Genomic DNA, 16,194 nt, shown 5'->3' on the forward strand with positions numbered 1-16,194 from the left:
CGCCGTTCGGAAGAACGGTCCAAGGGCGCAGTAATACGTTGCTAGCAACGTTCCCGCGTCCGGCCCTGGATGGGCCGCGCTCGACCGAACAGCATTCGCGTTCGGATCGAGAGAGCACCTGCCCTGTGGCGATCACGCACTTCACACCCCAATTGATCAGCCGCGGCGAAGGCCGCAGTGCTGTTGCGGCGGCTGCGTATCGCCATTGCGCCCGCATGGAGAACGAGCGCGAGGGCAGGGTGGCAGACTTCTCGCGCAAGCCCGGAATGGTCCATGAAGAGTTTGTGTTGCCGGGCGATGCGCCGGACTGGGCAAGGGCGCTTATTGCCGATCGCTCGGTTGCCGGCGCGTCCGAAGCCTTCTGGAATAAGGTGGAGGCGTTCGAGACCCGCAAGGACGCTCAGCTCGCCAAGGAGTTCATACTGGCGCTGCCGCGCGAGCTGACCGCCGAGCAGAATATCGCAATGATGTGCGAGTTCGTCGCGGAACATGTGAGCACGCGAGGGCTGGTTGCGGACTGGGTTTACCATGACGCGCCGGGCAATCCGCATGTGCATCTGATGACGACATTGCGCCCGCTGACGGAAGACGGTTTCGGCGGCAAGAAGGTGCTTGTCATCGCAGAGGACGGACGGCCGGTCAGGTCGAAATCCGGCCAGATCGTTTACAAGCTCTGGGCCGGTGACAAGGCGGACTTCCTCGCTATGCGCGAGGCCTGGTACGCCGCGCAGAACAAGCATCTGGAATTGAACGGCCATGACATTCGCGTCGATGGCCGCTCCTATGCCGAGCGTGGCATCGACCTTGAACCGACTTCGCATATCGGTGTTGCCAGCAAAAACATTCAGCGGCAAGCGGAGGCTGAAGGGCGCGCGGCCAGGCTTGAACGGCTCGCATTGCACGAGGAAACGCGGCGCGAGAATGCGCGCCGGATAGAGCGCCGGCCGGAGATCGTGCTGGAGGCGATCGCGCGCGAGAAGAGCGTCTTCGACGAGCGCGATGTCGCCAAATATCTGCACCGCTATGTCGATGATCCCGGCCAGTTCGCCAACTTGCTGGCGCGCGTCATGGGAAGTCCGGAGGCCGTGAGGATTGAAGTCGAGGGCGTCGATCCCGAGACCGGCGAGCGATTGCCGGAGCGTTTTGCGACGCGCGACATGATCCGCATTGAGGCCGAGATGGGGAACCAGGCCGAGCATCTTGCGACGAACGGCCGGTTCGGCGTCTCAATCAGCGCGCGCGCCGAAGTCGTTGCCGGCCATGCGCAGATTTCCGACGAGCAGAGCTTCGGCCTGGAACGCATCACTGGTAACGAGCGCCTCGCCATCATCGTCGGCCGCGCCGGCGCCGGCAAGACGACGATGATGAAGGCCGCGCGCGAAGCATGGGAGGCTTCCGGCTATCGTGTTGTCGGCGGTGCGCTCGCGGGCAAGGCCGCCGAGGGGCTGGAGAAGGAGGCGGGCATTGCGTCGCGAACGCTCGCGTCCTGGCAGCTCCAATGGGAGGGGGGCCGCCTTCACCTGGACAACAGATGCGTGTTCGTCATGGACGAGGCGGGCATGGTGTCGTCGCGCCAGATGGCCGACTTCGTTTCTGCTGTTGCCCATGCAGGCGCCAAGCTCGTTCTTGTCGGCGATGCCGACCAATTACAGCCGATCGAGGCGGGCGCTGCGTTCCGCTCGCTTGCCGATCGCGTCGGTTATGCCGAGCTCGGCACGATCTACCGCCAGCGTGAGCAGTGGATGCGCGATGCCTCGATGGATCTTGCCCGAGGCAAGATCGGGGCGGCGATCTCCGCCTATAAGGGGAAGGGACGCCTGGTCGGAATGGAGTTGAAGGACCAGGCGGTCAGCGCGCTCATTCGCGACTGGATTGCCGACTACGACCCGAACCGGTCGAGCCTGATCCTTGCGCATCTTCGCCACGATGTGCGGACACTGAACGAGCTGGCGCGTGGCGCGCTCCTCGAGCGCGGATTGATCGAAGACGGCCATGCCTTCCGCACGGAAGACGGCATGCGGAACTTCGCGGTCGGCGACCAGATCGTGTTCCTGAAGAACGAGGGTTCGCTTGGCGTCAAGAACGGCATGATCGGCCGCATTGTCGAGGCCGAGACGGGCCGTATCGTGACCGAGATCGGAGACGACAGACGGCGCGTCGAGATCGACCAGCGGTTCTATCGCAATGTGGATCATGGCTATGCGACCACCATCCATAAGTCCCAAGGCGCCACCATCGATCGGGTGAAGGTGCTGGCGACCCTCTCGCTCGACAGGCATCTGACCTATGTGGCGATGACCCGGCACCGGCATGACGCAAAACTCTATTTCGGACGACGCTCGTTCGAGAAGGCGGGCGGGCTCATTCAGAACCTGTCGAAGCGCGGGGCCAAGGACACGACGCTCGATTTCACCGGATCGAAGCTCTACGAGCAGGCGCTTTCCTACGCCAACAGCCGCGGCCTCCACGGCGCGCGCGTGGCGAAAGCCCTTGTCGAAAACCAGCTCCGTTGGATCAGGGAGCAGCGCGATCGGCTCGAGACGGCCGCCGCCAGGCTCGCAAGCTTCATCGGGCGGTTCGGCCGTGCCGCCGATCGTCAGGCAGCGGCTGCCGCGACTGCCTCTCCCGTTTCCCAGCCCTGGGTTCGCGGCCTCGCGACCTGGGCGCAATCCATCCCGCAGCTCGTGGAGGCCAAATTGCAATCAGACGCCACACTCACCCATGCCTGGACCCAGCTTCGAGACCGCGTCACTCAAGTCTATGAGAAGCCCGATGGCGCGATCGATGCGATGAACCTTTCCACAATCATGAGCGCCAATGTAGCGGAAAGGCAGGCAGCGCAAAGCCGCATCGTCGACCAGCTCGGTCGCGATCCGGAAGCCTTCGGCGCGATGCGCGGCAAGACCGGCATGTTTGCCTCATCGGACGCGAAGGCCGAGCGGCAGCGGGCCTTGAACAACGTTCCGGCACTCAAGGACAATATTGCCCGATATGTGCGGCTGCGCGCCGAGATCGGAGATCTTCGCACCGTCGAATTGTCACGCGAGCGCGATCGCAGCCGGGTCGACATTCCTGCATTGTCCGGATCGGCGCAGGGCGTGCTTGACCGCATCCGCGATGCGATCGATCGCAACGACCTTTCGGCCGCGCTCGGTTTTGCCCTTGCTGACAAAATGGCGAAAGCAGAGATCGACCAGCTCAACAAGGCGCTCGACCAGCGGTTTGGGGAACGGGCATTCCTTGGCTCGAAAGAGGCCAAAGGGCCGGCCTATGATGCAGCCGCGGCACAAGTCGCCGAGGGCGACCGCTCGAAACTGGTGGCAGCCTGGCCGAGCTTCAGTGCCGCCCAGCGCGTTGCGGCCTATGAGCGGGCGCAGAAGGAGACGCGGGCTCAGAGCCAGGTCCGCGATCAGGGCATGAGCCGATGACGAGACATTGCAGGGCGCTTGCGATCATCGGCGCCGGCGCCGTGCTTCTCGGTTCGATGGCGGCAGCCTTTGCATGGGGCGGCTATCGCGTGAACTTCACGCCCTCCTATCCGCTTGGCCTTTGGCAGATAGAAACGCTGGACCGCCCGGTTGCGGTCGGCGACAGAGTGTTCATCTGCCCGCCTTCCGGTCCTGCCGTCGATCTCGCCCGCGAGCGCTTTTATCTGCCCAGAGGTCGTTGCCCGGCCGGAACAGCGCCGCTCATCAAGACCGTGGTCGCATTGGCCGGACAGTCCATCCGCGTCGAGGGCCAGGTCATCATAGATGATGTGCCCTTGGCAGCTTCGACCGTTCACGCACAGGACACCGAGGGGCGGCCGATGAAGCCCTGGATGGGCGGCATCGTGCCCAAGGGCGAAGTGTTTCTTCATTCCGATTTCGGTGGTTCCTATGATTCAAGATATTTTGGGCCGCTTCCTGCCGACGGCATCCTCGGCCTCGCACGGGAAATCCTCACCTTCACGCCGTAGCCTTCTGCAGGCCATTCTATTCGCCGCCGGCGGCGCTGCCACCGGAGCGATAGGGTGGAGTGGGCATCCGCTCACCTTCGCCCTCGGCATAGCCTTCCCTGCGCTTTGGGCCCTCGCTCCGTCGCGCACGGTCGCGGCCCTGGTCGCGCTGGCGCATTTTCTCGGCGCATCGCGCGGCCTGCCGGAGGGCGCTTCGATCTTTTTCGGGGCGCAGCTCACCATCGGCCTTGGCCTCTGGCTTGCCGCCTCGCTCATGTTCGTTGCCGTCCACACTGCACTCTGGACGTCGCGTGGCGGCTGGCGCCAGCCACTTCGCTACGCGATAGCGGCCGTCCTTATGAGCGTGCCGCCGTTCGGGACCGTCGGTTGGGCACATCCGATCACCGCAGCTGGAATTCTCTTCCCGGGCTGGGCCTGGTTCGGCCTTGCCGCAACCGCCGCCCTGTTGATCACGATGACGACCCGCCTATGGCCGATTGCGGCCGGCGTTGCAGCCCTCGCCTTCGCCTGGTCCGCCTTTAATTGGACGCTTCCGGCCGAGCCGGAAGGCTGGCGGGGCATCGACACCAGGTTCAGGTTCGAAGCTTCGGGCCAGTATGCCGACTACCGTCAGCAGGTCTCGACGATACAGCTGGTCGAGGCCGCCGCCAGCGACGGCGCGCGTGTCGTGATCCTGCCGGAAAGCGCCATGGGCTTGTGGAGCGCCACCACAGAGCGGCTTTGGACCCGCGAGCTTTCCAGCCTCGACATCCTGGTCAATGGCGGTGCGGCGATCGTCGATCCCGTCGGCTACGACAATGTGATGATCGGGGTTTCGGGGAAGGGCGCGGATATCCTTTACCGCGAGCGCATGCCGGTCCCGGTCTCCATGTGGCAACCCTGGACGACCGGCGGGGCGCACGCGCGGTTGTTCGCCAATCCGGTCTTCGAGTTCGCCGGGCTGAGGGTTGCGCCGCTGATCTGCTACGAACAGCTCATCATCTGGCCCGTCATCCAGTCGATGCTTTTCGCGCCGGACGCGCTTGTCGCAACCGGCAACGCCTGGTGGACCGGCGACACCAATATCGTCGCCATCCAGCGGTCGAGCGCGCAGGCGTGGGCTTCGCTGTTCGGCCTGCCGCTGGTGATGGCGTTCAACGAATAGGATAGGGAACCATGATCGATGCCGAACTGATCCAGCAATGTGCCGATCCCAGCCTCAAGGTCGAGATCGTGCAAAAATTCATCGAGGAGGCCGGCGGTGCCGACCATCTGACCGTCACCGTTAGGGCAGGGGAGCGCATCATCCTTGTACCGAAACCATCGACCGAGTACGAGGCGATGCAACTCATCCAGCAGAATTTGGGTCAGTCGATTGTCAGGGTAGGAGTGACTCAGTACCCGGCCGGCCTCGGCATTCAGGACATCTCCGAGCTCAGCCCGGACCTACTCGATTCCTGCAAGAACATTGGCATGGGCACCGCGCTCTTTGCCAAGGTCTATCGCATCGTCGCCAAATGGTATGGAGCACCCGCCCAGGAGGTCCTTGAGGAGGCGATATTCGCCTACAAGACCGGGTGGTTCGACGGAAAGCAGGTGTTCTATGAGTCCGACCCCGGCGAAACCGAGCTTGCCGAGCCGCAGCCAGCGGAGCAGGGCGCTCGGGTTGCGGCAGAGAGCACCGGCCCATCGGAGCCGCCTTTTTCGGAGGAAGATCCGAACAAGGCCGGTATCCGCATCGATCTCTCCGGAATTAGCAGCAACAATAAAGAGCAATGAGTATCCACGTCGTCGTCACCATCATGCTTTGCGTACTGTCGTGCGAACCGGCCGAAATCCGTGTCTGGGACGGGGACTCCCTGCGGCTCGGGATGACGCAGGAGTCCGAGGCGATCCGCATCTTCAACATCGATGCGCCGGAGATTGAGGGGCAGTGTGCCTATGAAAGCGATCTGGCGCAGCGTTCAAAACATCGACTGGCGGAGTTGTTGCAGGGTCAGCGCGTCGAGGTCCTGCGCCAAGGCACGGACCGCTATGGCCGCACGCTTGCGAGCGTGAGCGTCAACGGCAGGGACGTCGGCGACATTCTCGTCAGTGAAGGCCTCGCCAGAATCTGGAGCGGCCGGCGCGAGCCGTGGTGTTTAGGCGATGCTGGCGGGTAGCCAGCCGAGCTCTCGCGGATTTCGCAGTCAGTCAAGATGCGCCGCTAATGTAGGACCATCCGTAGATGACCGCATTTAGGTGAGTCAGCGCCGATAGATATCCAAATCCGGAAATGTTGGACTGCCAGGGGTCCAGAACTCCACGCTATCGGCGTGCATCTCGTAGAATTCGCGGTCTACGGTGATACGCACCGCATGCGGTAAAAATCCATCGACGAGGCGGTAATCCTTCTCGTCGAGATGAACAGCTTCTGTCCCGAGCGGCAGCAATATCGGCCTGTCCAAAACGGCACGGAGATTGGAAAGCGTTATGGCCGGATCAAGACGGACCGGCACCTCGAGGTCTTCATCCGCGAACTCATCGAGGTTGAGGGCAGAATCGTCCCCTGCAGATATCGCATTTTCGAGCGCCTGAAGAGCATCATTGCGCTTGGCGTCAGGGGCGTTCGAGGTGGACAAGACCGATTCTTCGATGAGCCGTGGCAAGCGCGTGAGGATTGGTTGAAGCCCGCCTACAACCTTTTCGAAGATCGAAATGCGACTGCGCAGCGCGCGATAGACGTCGGCCTCGACCGTATCTTCGTAGTGCAGGTTGATGATCCGAATATCAGAAAACCGCTGACCGAGGCGATCAATGCGCCCGATCCGCTGTTCAACGCGCATCGGATTCCAAGGCATATCGTAATTCACCAAAGCACCACAGAACTGGAAATTCAGACCTTCGGCAGCTGCGTCGGTGCACACCAGGACTTCGGAACGGCCTTCCTTGAAGCGCCGTTTGACATCGTCGCGCGTGATCAACCTCCAAGTGCCATCGGTGTTGCGCACTTCACCGCCGCGACCGGAAAAGCACATCACCGAGTTTCCGGCGCCGACAAGCAGGTCCCGAAGATAATCCATCGTGTCCGTGAACTGGGTGAACACCATCACCTGCGGATAGCCGCTGCCCTTGAGCTCGGCCAGAACCTTCGAAAGCTCGATGGCCTTAGTGTCGGTCGGCAGCAGTGTGATATCAGCCACGATAGTTTCGATGGTCGCGATCTCTTCGAACGCGAGGGCGCGTCGCTCGTCCTCTGACACAGTTTCGATATCTATTTCTTCGCCGGCCTCGACTTGGTCGGCGACGTCCTCATCGATCCTGGCTTCATCGGCTGCGGTGAGAAACCCTCCTACACCACCTTTTCGCTTCTCCATCGTCTGCCGAAGGGCATGGAAACTTGACGCAAGGCGCCGGCGATAGATCGTCATCACGAATCCCACGGCGTTGCGGGCATCAGGCGCCGCGGCATTGTATGTCTCGGAAATGTAGGTTTCGACCTGCTGGTAGAGGTCGCCTTCCTCTACCGACAGCGGAATGAAGCGGTCTTCGACTTGCCGCGTTGCGATGGCAGCCGACATCTTGCCGGCCTTGAAGTATTTGCGCAGCAATTCGCGTGTGTGGCGCGAAACGAGCGCGCCGACCGGTGTCGATCGCTTGATGATCGCAATCGCCGTGCGGCGTTCTTCCGGCGAAAGCTGCCGGCGCGGTATCGAAACCAGATCGCGCAGCGCTTGGAGGACTTTCCGGGTCTTCAGTCCGCTCAGCCGGGTCTGCCGTTCCGCATCCGCCCGCGAGACTTCTCCAAAATGGGCCTCGTTCGCCCGGAAGAGCGCCGAAAGCCAATCGAGGCTTTCGTTGGTTACAGGTTCCTTCGCGACTTCTGAGAAGAAGCGGACGAAGGCATCCGGTGTCCATTCAGGCGGCAGGCCTAACAGGTCGAGCAAATCCCAGAGTTCCGTGGCGTGGACCTGCAAGGGTGTTGCGGTAAGGAGGATTAGCCCGTCCGTTCGACGCCGCAACGACCGCATCAATTGGAGAAGCCGGTTCGGGCCTTTGGCTTGCGGCGTTCCAGCGCCCTTCGTTCGGGCGTGATGCGCTTCATCAAGGACAACGAGATCCCACGGATCGGCCGCTTCCAGAATTTCGCGTTGTCGATCCTGGCGCCTCGCGAGATGGCTCGACATGATCACGAATGGCTCACGATGCCACGCCTCGCGAGACACCGGCTTTTCGAAATCATGATCCCGCGCCGGCGACCGATACCACGTCAATTTCTGGCCATCGTAGATCGGCCAATTCAGGTTGAACTTTTCGCGTAGTTCGATCTGCCATTGCTTGCAGACGTTCTTGGGCGCGAGGACCAGCGCGCGCTTGATCCTGCCCGCCAACCAAGCTTGGCGAAGCAGCAGCCCGGCCTGAACCGTCTTCCCGAGACCAACTTCATCGGCAATCAGAAGCTTCGGCGGCCAGTTGTCATAGAGGCGATGATAGGCGCGGATTTGATGCGGCCAAGGCACGACCGCGGAAGTCGCTTCGCCCACGCGATCGCCGCCGATGGCTTGAACGGCAGCGTTGGCGATCTTTTCCCAAACGGCCTGGCGTTCTTCATCGATCGAAACACTTGGCCCCGGCCCAATAGTGATTGGCTCATCATCATGGGCCGGTCCTTGAGTCGGTCTGGGTGCCGATGGTCCCGTCGATTGGTCGTCGTGTTCAGCGAGGCGCTTAGGCAATTTTTCGGGGTCGGGCAGGAAGGTCAGCAGTTGCTCGCGCAGCGCCGTTGGCACATCAAGCGTGATCGCCCGGCGGGCGCGGTCAGCCCAGAGCTTCGCGAAGCTTGCTTCTTCTTCGTCAACGCGCGGGCCGTCATTCCACGACGTGAAGGCGTTGAAGCTTTCCCAGTTCCGCGTCCAACCGAATTCGGTTTCGTTGATGCTACCGTTGAAGGCCATCCGATCGCCGGTCTTGTCCTCGATGATGCCGGTCTTTTCGTGAAAGATGCTGTCGTCGCGGATCGGCCGGCGGTCGAGGTCGCAGGGCACGGCAAGCTTCACATCGAGAAAGCTGTTGGCCACCATCCAGGCGACAAGTTCGAGGGCATCGATCGTCCGCGGATCGGCCGTCAAGATCGGCATCTTGATTAGCGTCCGTTCAACGGCGTCGCGGAGAGATTCGCCGCGCTCGATGGCCGCAACCTCTTCTTCGCCGAGAGTGCAGCCGACGATCAGGCGCATCCGCCCATTATTGACGATTAGCCCTTCGACGCCCCGGGCAGCAAGCGCCAAGGCGCGTGCCGAGAAATAGCCTGTAAGGCGATCGTATCGAGTGGCCGAGCGCAACGCAGGCACATAGAATAGCCGGACGAGGTCACCATCGTCCGGTGTATATTTGAGGCGCCATGCGGTGTCGCGCAGAAGCGTCAAGCAGCCTCCTCTGTGAAGAGCGATAGCTGTTGGGGCTCATCAACCTTGTCGGAGAAGGCGAGACGACGCAGCTTCTCAAGGGCGTCGAAATCATCGGCCGCCGATTTTGCATCGCCGGTGGCAACATCGAAGCCGACAAAGTTACGCGAGGGTGGCAGAACTTCCAGCACGGCTTCGAGAGCGGCCAGAAATTGGGAATCGCCATCGATCCCCGCATCCTTGAGAAGATCGAAAGCCGCTTCTAGGGTTCGCGTCCTGCCACGATGGGCGGCATGGTGGATCGCGTCGATCATGGCGCGCGATCCGTCGGCGGGGCCGAGTGCATTTTTGGCAGCGCGCGTGGCGCTATCCCAGAGCTTGATATCCGAGCCCTTCTTTTCGCAGACCTTGCCAATCAGTTGGCCATCGAGATCGGCGCCCACTGCACGGGCGAGCCGCAGGCCTTCATCGTAGCTAAACACCGGCGCCTTAAACGCGTCCCAGGCCAGCACAAACCACGAGGTGGTCGCATCGAGATCGCCACGTCCCTTGGTATGGGTGAGCTGGTTCAACCGCCACGTCTTGACCTCGCGACGTGCGGCATCGAGCGCGTCTTCCGGCGTCACCGCGTAGGGATCGAACTCTTCCTCGAATAGTTCGGCCTGCTTGCGGCGTCTCTTCGCCAGCGGTTCGGGTCGCGGTGTCCCGCGCTTCAGCGGCCAATGGCGCGAGAATTCTTCCAGCGCGGGCCCGAAGGACGCGAGATAGAGATCGACGCCGGTAATCCCGGCCTTCTGGAATTCTTCAACCCGGGTGCGGACGGCCTTGGCCACCAGCGGCTCGACATCTTCCCAATAGGTCGTCTCGTCGCCCTGATCTGCCGGGCGCGGGCGGCAGACGAGGAAGATTGTGGAGTTGGCGGCGGCCTTGTCCTTGATATGGAGAGAGCCTTCGGCCTCGGTATTCACCGGCCAGGAGGCGGTGATAATGAAGCCCGCTTCGATCAATCCCTTCGTCAACGCATCCCACGCACTTGTGTCCTTGTGCGTGAACATCACGGTCATGATGCCGTTCGGTTTCAGCACTCGCCGGCTTTCCGCGAAGATCGCGGCCATCTTTTCCTGATAGTCGCGGTTCGCGAGCGCGTCGGCGCCCTTCTGGCCTTTGAAATGGGCCTTGTTGGCGACTGCTTCGGATTGCTTGTCGGTAAGGCGTCTTGTGAAAAGCTCGGGCGCAACTAGCCCCGCGGTGCGCTTCAGCCACACATAGAAGAAGTCGGACAGCTCCGCATACATAACGTTCGCGCCATAGGGTGGGTCCATCACGACAGCATCGACTGAGCCGTCGGCAATGTGATCAAGAGAAGAGCCGGACTTTGACGAGATTACAACTTCGGCCGGCGCTACCTTTTCTCCTCCAAAGAGTGGTCCATCTTTGGACCCTGTAGGTGTCGATAGCTCTACAAGCTCCTTGATACATTTCGCGGTCTGTTCGATAGCCCAATCATAACCAACACTATCCGTGGTAATGACCATTTCGGCATACGACCATTTGAACGCAAAATCATGGCGATCAAAGGTGTTGACCATGATTTCGCGATTGCCGTGCCACCGTGTCATTCGAGAGTTGTAGTCGCGGAGTTTATCGAGGCTGAAGCTGAGATAGATGTAGGCGGCCCGGCGAACATCAGTCAGACGACCGGCGAGTCTGTCTTCCTCAACCATGTCACGAAAAATCTCGGATGCCAGTCCATGACCAAGAAGCTGGCGTGGCGAGAACATATCCCGCCAAAGCGGCATACCATACTGACGTGGTCGATCGTCATTTGTGTCCGAAGGGAATGCTTCGCTTGGGATGACATCAAGCGCCTCCCATTCTGGAAGCTTCCTATCTATTTGGGCGGCAATATCCGCCTCGATGCTGTCTTCCGTGCGAGGAGCTCGATAACCCCTTTCCCATCTCGGCTTGCCAAGCTTCCCAGACTTGAGCCTAGTTTCGATGCGCCGCTTGAATACGACGGTGAACAGTTGATCGCCCATTCCTTCGGCTTGTGCCTGGCGCTTGACCTCGTCGCCATCGATAACGCGGGCGCAATCTGGAAAGGGACAAGTGGCGTCGCCATCGGAAACGGTTCCAGCCGAATGCTCTGAAATGTTAGTCACGATCTCGAATGAGCAGAAGCGACCAGTGGTCCCTGGTCCAATGCCCAAATGGGGCTTCAATCGAACCCCAAGGCCGGCCCCATTCAAGCGCCAGTTCGGAGAGAGCGGTATCGTTCCCGCGCAGTACGGGCAGGAGATCGTGCGTGCCCAAATATAATTGGTCGCAACGCAGTTCTTCTCCGGCTCAGGCGGGTATGCCGAACGAAGGAGGACCTCGCGTCGCGCGACGAATTTCTTTGAGATTTCATCAAACTCGTCCAGAAGTTTCACGCCGAAACGCTGCGGAGTTTCTACTGTCGCCTTCAGAATCGTAGCTGCTACTGGGTTGAGATCGTTGGCATACGACTTAAAGCCCATCCGACTGCTCTCGAACGGAATACTTCCGCCGCCCGCCGTCGGATCGAGGACAGATATGTTGCTTCCAATCTGCCTTCGGATTGCAGCCATTTCCGATGGAGAAGGTGAATATGAGAAAGCGCGCTTGTAAGTGTAGGCCTCGCCTTCAAATCGTTCGCCAATCCGCTTTGCCCGGTCGATCCGTCGGCGCGACGCCATTGGATCACCGTGAATGCCCAGAACATGGAGAAAGGCATCGTGGTCGGCATTGGCTGGCAACAACGAAGCCAACACGGCAGCCCGGGACGCAACCAAAGGGCGCCTCGCCCACCAGACGTGCAAGCGGTTGGGAGCAGGGAACGGCGTCATTGGCGTGCGTTCCCGAAGACTCTCAATGCCTATTTCAGCGATCGGCAACCAACGTTCAATCAGCCGCACATCCGACATACGCTCATCTTCCATCATTTCGCTGGGTCAGTGAGCAGGATGCGGAGCGCAGTCAGCACGCGGCGCGGATTCTTGCGGTGAACCGACATGCCGAGCCAATAGCCAGCTTCTTCCTTGCCCATTACCTCGATGCCCTCGGCGACGAGGCGCATGTTGTCGCGGTTACGCATTGGGGCGAGCGTCCGGAACAGCAGCGCGAGGCGCAGCGCGGTTTCTTCCGACAAAGCCGATCCCATGCCCTCGATCGGCAGGAGATCAAGGCGGATGCCGCTTTCCTTCAGGCGCTTGAGTACCCGGTGTTCAGCCAGTTCGAGATTACGTCCGCGAAGGCCCGCAAGGCGGATCGGAGCGGTGATCTGTGGAGTCACAATCGATGGCAGTTGCCAGACTTCAACCTCGGTATCGCCAGGGCCATGGCGACGGGCGCGCAGTTCGTAAACGGGCTGGGTTTTCGACACCATTATGAATTCGTCCTTGCGGCGCGGCACATTCATGACTTCACCTCCGCCGTTGCTTCGACATACGCAGCCGCGCTCGCAAAGCGCGTCAGCTTTTCGATGAATTTGTCCGCGGCATCCCCATCCAGCGCGAGCCCGTTTTCGAAATCAAACGAAATACTGGTTTGCAGATCGGTCTCCTTCGCCGCCCTGAACTGAGGTTCGAGGTAGTCCTTCATCGTCGACGCATCTTGCGCCACGCCGCTGAATTCGAACTGCATCTCGCTGTCTTGCGTTGTGATGAAGCTGCCCGTGAGCTTCACCGACCGTTTTGTTCCAGCGACGGTGTTTGCGATCGGGATCAGCTTGAAGGCGTCACCATATTCGAACAGGCGGATCACCACGCGATCTACCTTTTCGAGCTTCGCGGTCTTGGCTTGTTCGATCACCTTCCGTAGTGCTTCCTTCAAGACGCCCTCGGCGGTGAACACTTTGGCATTTGCGACGGCAGCTCCATCCGGGCCACCTTGTGGTCGTTCGCCGAAGCCGACCGCCGAGCCTTCGCCCGGTGCTCCGCCGATCGGCGGGAGCGGCTCGCCCGAAATCGAAGCGCCAGTTCCGGCCGATGCGGGTTGGGCCGCCGACGCGGGCGCCGGCCGAGGCCACACGCCCTTGGTCTTGGCGAAGTCCATCGTGAAGATCGTCGTTTCTTCATCGATGTTGATCGACGGCATCGGATCGCCTTGCCCGGCCAGGAGATCGCCGCGCTTGTAGACATAGACGCCTTCCTCGATGCCCTTTCGGACCGCCTTGCGGAACACGTCATCCGACAGGAGGATCGAGAGTGAGGGGTCGCGGCGGAATTCGTCGCGAAGATCGCGCGTCGTCATCTGCCCTTTCTTCAAGGGTGTGCGGTCGCGGATGTAGGAGGGGGAATCGGGCGAGTCGGAAGCGTCTCGAACCTTGTTCTGACTTTGCAACTGGCGAACGACCTGAAGCTGGCCTGATCCTGGGCGCTCGGAGGCATTCTGAATATCGATGACCGAATGCGCTAGCTGCACCGAGCCCGTGCCGCTCAGCGCATTGCGCGAGGGGTAGAGGATGTGGCGATAGCACTGCTGGATCGCTATAGCCGCCTCTGTCTCGGACTTCTTCTCGAGTTCGAAGACCTTAGCTTGCTGGTGCTCGGCAAGTTCCTTGACGCGCTCGGGCCGCTTAAGCTCCTGAAGGGCCAGGCGGCGCACGATCGCGCGCTTCATCTCGTTCACTTTGGTTTCGTCCGCGACGACAAAAACCAGATTGTTCCGCAGGGACCGCAGGCCGTTGCCGTCGGCGCCCTTGCGCTCAAACATGCGTCCCACGATCTCGGGCATCTCGCGAAGATCGGCGCCGATTTCCAGCGCGTCGTGAGAAAGCAGCACAAGCCGCGGCTTGCCGTCCGATACGTCGTCCGGGACATCCCATGGCCCGCCGGGGAAAGGCACGAGGTCGAAGGATTGGCCGCCGAAGATCGCCTTTGCCCTGTCCACAAGCTGGGTGCGCGCCTCACCGGGATCGATGTTCTTCTCCTCCCGACCGATGACCTGCGTTAGGTTGGCTTCGGCGTTGAAGCGCAGCGGTGCGTTCGGCCGATCATCGAGATAGGCGGATTCCGCGCGAAATTTCGTCCTCGCATCGTCGATGAAGGAAAGGTCCGCTGCAGGGCTGAGGATCGAATAGCGCAAGTGGTCGGCTGCGACGCCCTTAAGGTCGTTGTTGAACGCGAGGGTGTGGATGAAGATTGTGCGGGCGACGTAGGTGCCATAAGGCAGCAGGCCCTTGAAGTTTTTCGCGTCCAGCTCTTGGGCCAAAGCCAGTTTCTCGGGCGGCCCAGCAATGTCATTGAGAATCGCCGGCACAAAGGCGCCTTGCTGCAGCCGCGTCGTGAATTCCCGGCGAATGACATCCGATCCCAGATCGACGTGATGCAGGTGGATCGCGGACGCATCGGAAGGACGGCTTGCCCAGACGGTCGCAACGGTCTTTGCCAGAATGCGCAGCATTCCACGCACGCGTTGAAAGCCGCCGAGCGTGGCCGTTTTCCCGGTGAGCGTATCCAGAACGTCCGGGTGAAAGGGATAGGTCTGCGCGAATTCTGCGCTGGTGGTCGAGCGCCTGGCTTCTTCCGATAAAATGTCGCGATGGATGCTCCAAAGTTCGCGATAACCGTTGATCACTTCCGTCGCGCGGGAATCGTCAATCGACGCAAACAAGCGGCGTCGGATGACCTTTGCGGTTTCATCATCCCGTGTCGGATTGAGGTTGGTCGCCTTCCGGCCGGAGACGCTTTCGAGTTCCGACATGGCGCTGGCGAGGAATTCGTTCTCGTCGGCGAAGGCGTCCACGCCCTTGCCGTCGGATCGAACCGCAAGGGTATACACGATTGCCGCGTGCGGGGTGCTCTCGATCGCGGTCAGCAGCGCCTTGAGGAAGGCGGTCAGTTGATCGCGCCCACCCATGCCTTGAACTCGCCGAAGGTACTCGCCCAGCTCATCGAGAACGACGAGCACTGGATCGGAACCGAATAGTTCCTTTATGGTGTCGGCACCCGGAGCAATTCGCTGCTCGTCTGATCGGCGCACGATCTCGTATCCAGCCTTCCCAGCCAGCTGGTAGGCGATCTCGCCCCAAGGCGTGTGGGCGCGGATTCCCTCGCCCATCGGCCGACCGTTCGCCGGATCGGCATTCTCGCCATCGAAGGCTGCAACGCGGACGGCCTGGGTTGGCACGAGGGTTGGATCGAGGAATTCCGCGGTATTCGAGACACCCTGCATCCCTGCTGCTGCGTGTACAAGGGCAATCAGGCCGTGCGTCTTACCGCCGCCGAACGAGGTATCGAGGCGGAAAACAGCTGACACGCTTTCCCCGCGGCCAGACAGTCGGCCACAGACGTTGACAAGAAGCTCTTTCAGCCCCTCGGTGGGATAAGTGTTCGTGAAGAACGTTGGAGCGTCGGTGTAGTCGCGCGAGGCGCGACCGGTCAGGACATTCGCGAGATTGGCCGCATAGTCGCTGTCAGCAATTGTTCCCTTTTCCACGTCCTCGCGAGGCCTGCAAAGCTCAAATACATTTGGAATTGTCATGCCTACCCCAACCCCGATTTGACCGCCGGCTTAGACCGATCGGTCACCCTCCGCGAAGCTCGTTCTTCTTGAGCCAAGTCTCGATCGCTTCATTTGCGATCGCCGATGCCGTCGATTCGCGATCAACAGCAGCTTTTTTCAGATCCTTGATCACGTCGCTGTCCAGATGAAGCAGCATTTGTCGCTTCTCTTTGATGATGGGCTTGCTAGTACGTGCCTTTATGCGACCCGTCATCCCGTTCACCGCGCTATGATAGGAACCTATCACCTCAGTCTAGAGTGACGGCCTATCTAAAACAATTGTCGAATTGCTCGGGACAGCCTTGCCAATCCGTTTTCACGCTGTGTTCCACCGAAATTCCCAGCAGC

The 16,194-nt window shown here is 60.8% G+C and carries 10 protein-coding genes; 5 read left to right on the top strand and 5 right to left on the bottom strand.

The window, feature by feature from the left end; translation table 11 throughout:
• Positions 1–125 precede the first annotated feature (125 nt).
• Genes traA through IGS68_RS34120 form a run of 5 tightly spaced genes read left to right on the top strand, consistent with a single transcriptional unit; the run spans position 126 to position 6,099 of the window.
• Positions 126–3,428, top strand: coding sequence for a Ti-type conjugative transfer relaxase TraA (traA, locus tag IGS68_RS34100; protein WP_185910479.1), 3,303 nt, complete (start codon positions 126–128; stop codon positions 3,426–3,428).
• Positions 3,425–3,958 (top strand): conjugative transfer signal peptidase TraF, encoded by a 534-nt coding sequence (gene traF, locus IGS68_RS34105; RefSeq protein WP_154386581.1) that lies wholly within the window; start codon positions 3,425–3,427, stop codon positions 3,956–3,958. Before traA ends, traF begins: the two co-directional genes overlap by 4 nt.
• Positions 3,879–5,102 carry a conjugal transfer protein TraB gene (locus tag IGS68_RS34110; RefSeq protein ID WP_154386580.1) on the top strand — a complete coding sequence of 408 codons (1,224 nt, stop codon included), beginning with the start codon at positions 3,879–3,881 and terminating at the stop codon, positions 5,100–5,102. The genes traF and IGS68_RS34110 overlap by 80 nt, the downstream gene beginning before the upstream one ends.
• Before the next feature lie 11 nt (positions 5,103–5,113).
• Positions 5,114–5,716 carry a TraH family protein gene (locus tag IGS68_RS34115; RefSeq protein WP_154386579.1) on the top strand — a complete coding sequence of 201 codons (603 nt, stop codon included), beginning with the start codon at positions 5,114–5,116 and terminating at the stop codon, positions 5,714–5,716.
• A complete protein-coding gene (locus IGS68_RS34120; RefSeq protein ID WP_154386578.1) occupies positions 5,713–6,099 on the top strand; it encodes a thermonuclease family protein in 387 nt (128 codons plus the stop codon). Before IGS68_RS34115 ends, IGS68_RS34120 begins: the two co-directional genes overlap by 4 nt.
• 84 nt (positions 6,100–6,183) lie before the next feature.
• Here IGS68_RS34120 and IGS68_RS34125 read toward each other — a convergent pair whose 3' ends face one another.
• The 5 genes from IGS68_RS34125 to IGS68_RS36100 form a co-directional block, all read right to left on the bottom strand.
• A complete protein-coding gene (locus IGS68_RS34125) occupies positions 6,184–9,342 on the bottom strand; it encodes a DEAD/DEAH box helicase (RefSeq protein ID WP_154386577.1) in 3,159 nt (1,052 codons plus the stop codon).
• Positions 9,339–12,284, bottom strand: coding sequence for a DUF1156 domain-containing protein (locus tag IGS68_RS34130; protein ID WP_246670855.1), 2,946 nt, complete (start codon positions 12,282–12,284; stop codon positions 9,339–9,341). Before IGS68_RS34130 ends, IGS68_RS34125 begins: the two co-directional genes overlap by 4 nt.
• Positions 12,281–12,760: a DUF7680 family protein gene (locus IGS68_RS34135; RefSeq protein WP_154386576.1), complete on the bottom strand. Its 480-nt coding sequence runs from the start codon at positions 12,758–12,760 to the stop codon at positions 12,281–12,283. The genes IGS68_RS34130 and IGS68_RS34135 overlap by 4 nt, the downstream gene beginning before the upstream one ends.
• Complete coding sequence (locus IGS68_RS34140) at positions 12,757–15,780, bottom strand: ATP-binding protein (RefSeq protein WP_246765470.1); 3,024 nt, start codon at positions 15,778–15,780, stop codon at positions 12,757–12,759. The genes IGS68_RS34135 and IGS68_RS34140 overlap by 4 nt, the downstream gene beginning before the upstream one ends.
• Positions 15,781–15,868: 88 nt before the next feature.
• Entirely contained in the window at positions 15,869–16,003 is a 135-nt protein-coding gene (locus tag IGS68_RS36100; protein ID WP_256438744.1) for a hypothetical protein, read from the bottom strand.
• Positions 16,004–16,194: the final 191 nt, after the last annotated feature.

Origin of the sequence: Skermanella sp. TT6 (assembly GCF_016653635.2) — a bacterium.
Lineage (GTDB): Bacteria > Pseudomonadota > Alphaproteobacteria > Azospirillales > Azospirillaceae > Skermanella > Skermanella cutis.

Coding starts and splice junctions, on each gene's coding strand:
- traF (WP_154386581.1), top strand. CDS start 3,425: ATGACGAGACATTGCAGGGCGCTTGCGATCATCGGCGCCGGCGCCGTG.
- IGS68_RS34110 (WP_154386580.1), top strand. CDS start 3,879: ATGATTCAAGATATTTTGGGCCGCTTCCTGCCGACGGCATCCTCGGCC.
- IGS68_RS34115 (WP_154386579.1), top strand. CDS start 5,114: ATGATCGATGCCGAACTGATCCAGCAATGTGCCGATCCCAGCCTCAAG.
- IGS68_RS34120 (WP_154386578.1), top strand. CDS start 5,713: ATGAGTATCCACGTCGTCGTCACCATCATGCTTTGCGTACTGTCGTGC.
- IGS68_RS34130 (WP_246670855.1), bottom strand. CDS start 12,284: ATGATGGAAGATGAGCGTATGTCGGATGTGCGGCTGATTGAACGTTGG.
- IGS68_RS34135 (WP_154386576.1), bottom strand. CDS start 12,760: ATGAATGTGCCGCGCCGCAAGGACGAATTCATAATGGTGTCGAAAACC.
- IGS68_RS36100 (WP_256438744.1), bottom strand. CDS start 16,003: ATGCTGCTTCATCTGGACAGCGACGTGATCAAGGATCTGAAAAAAGCT.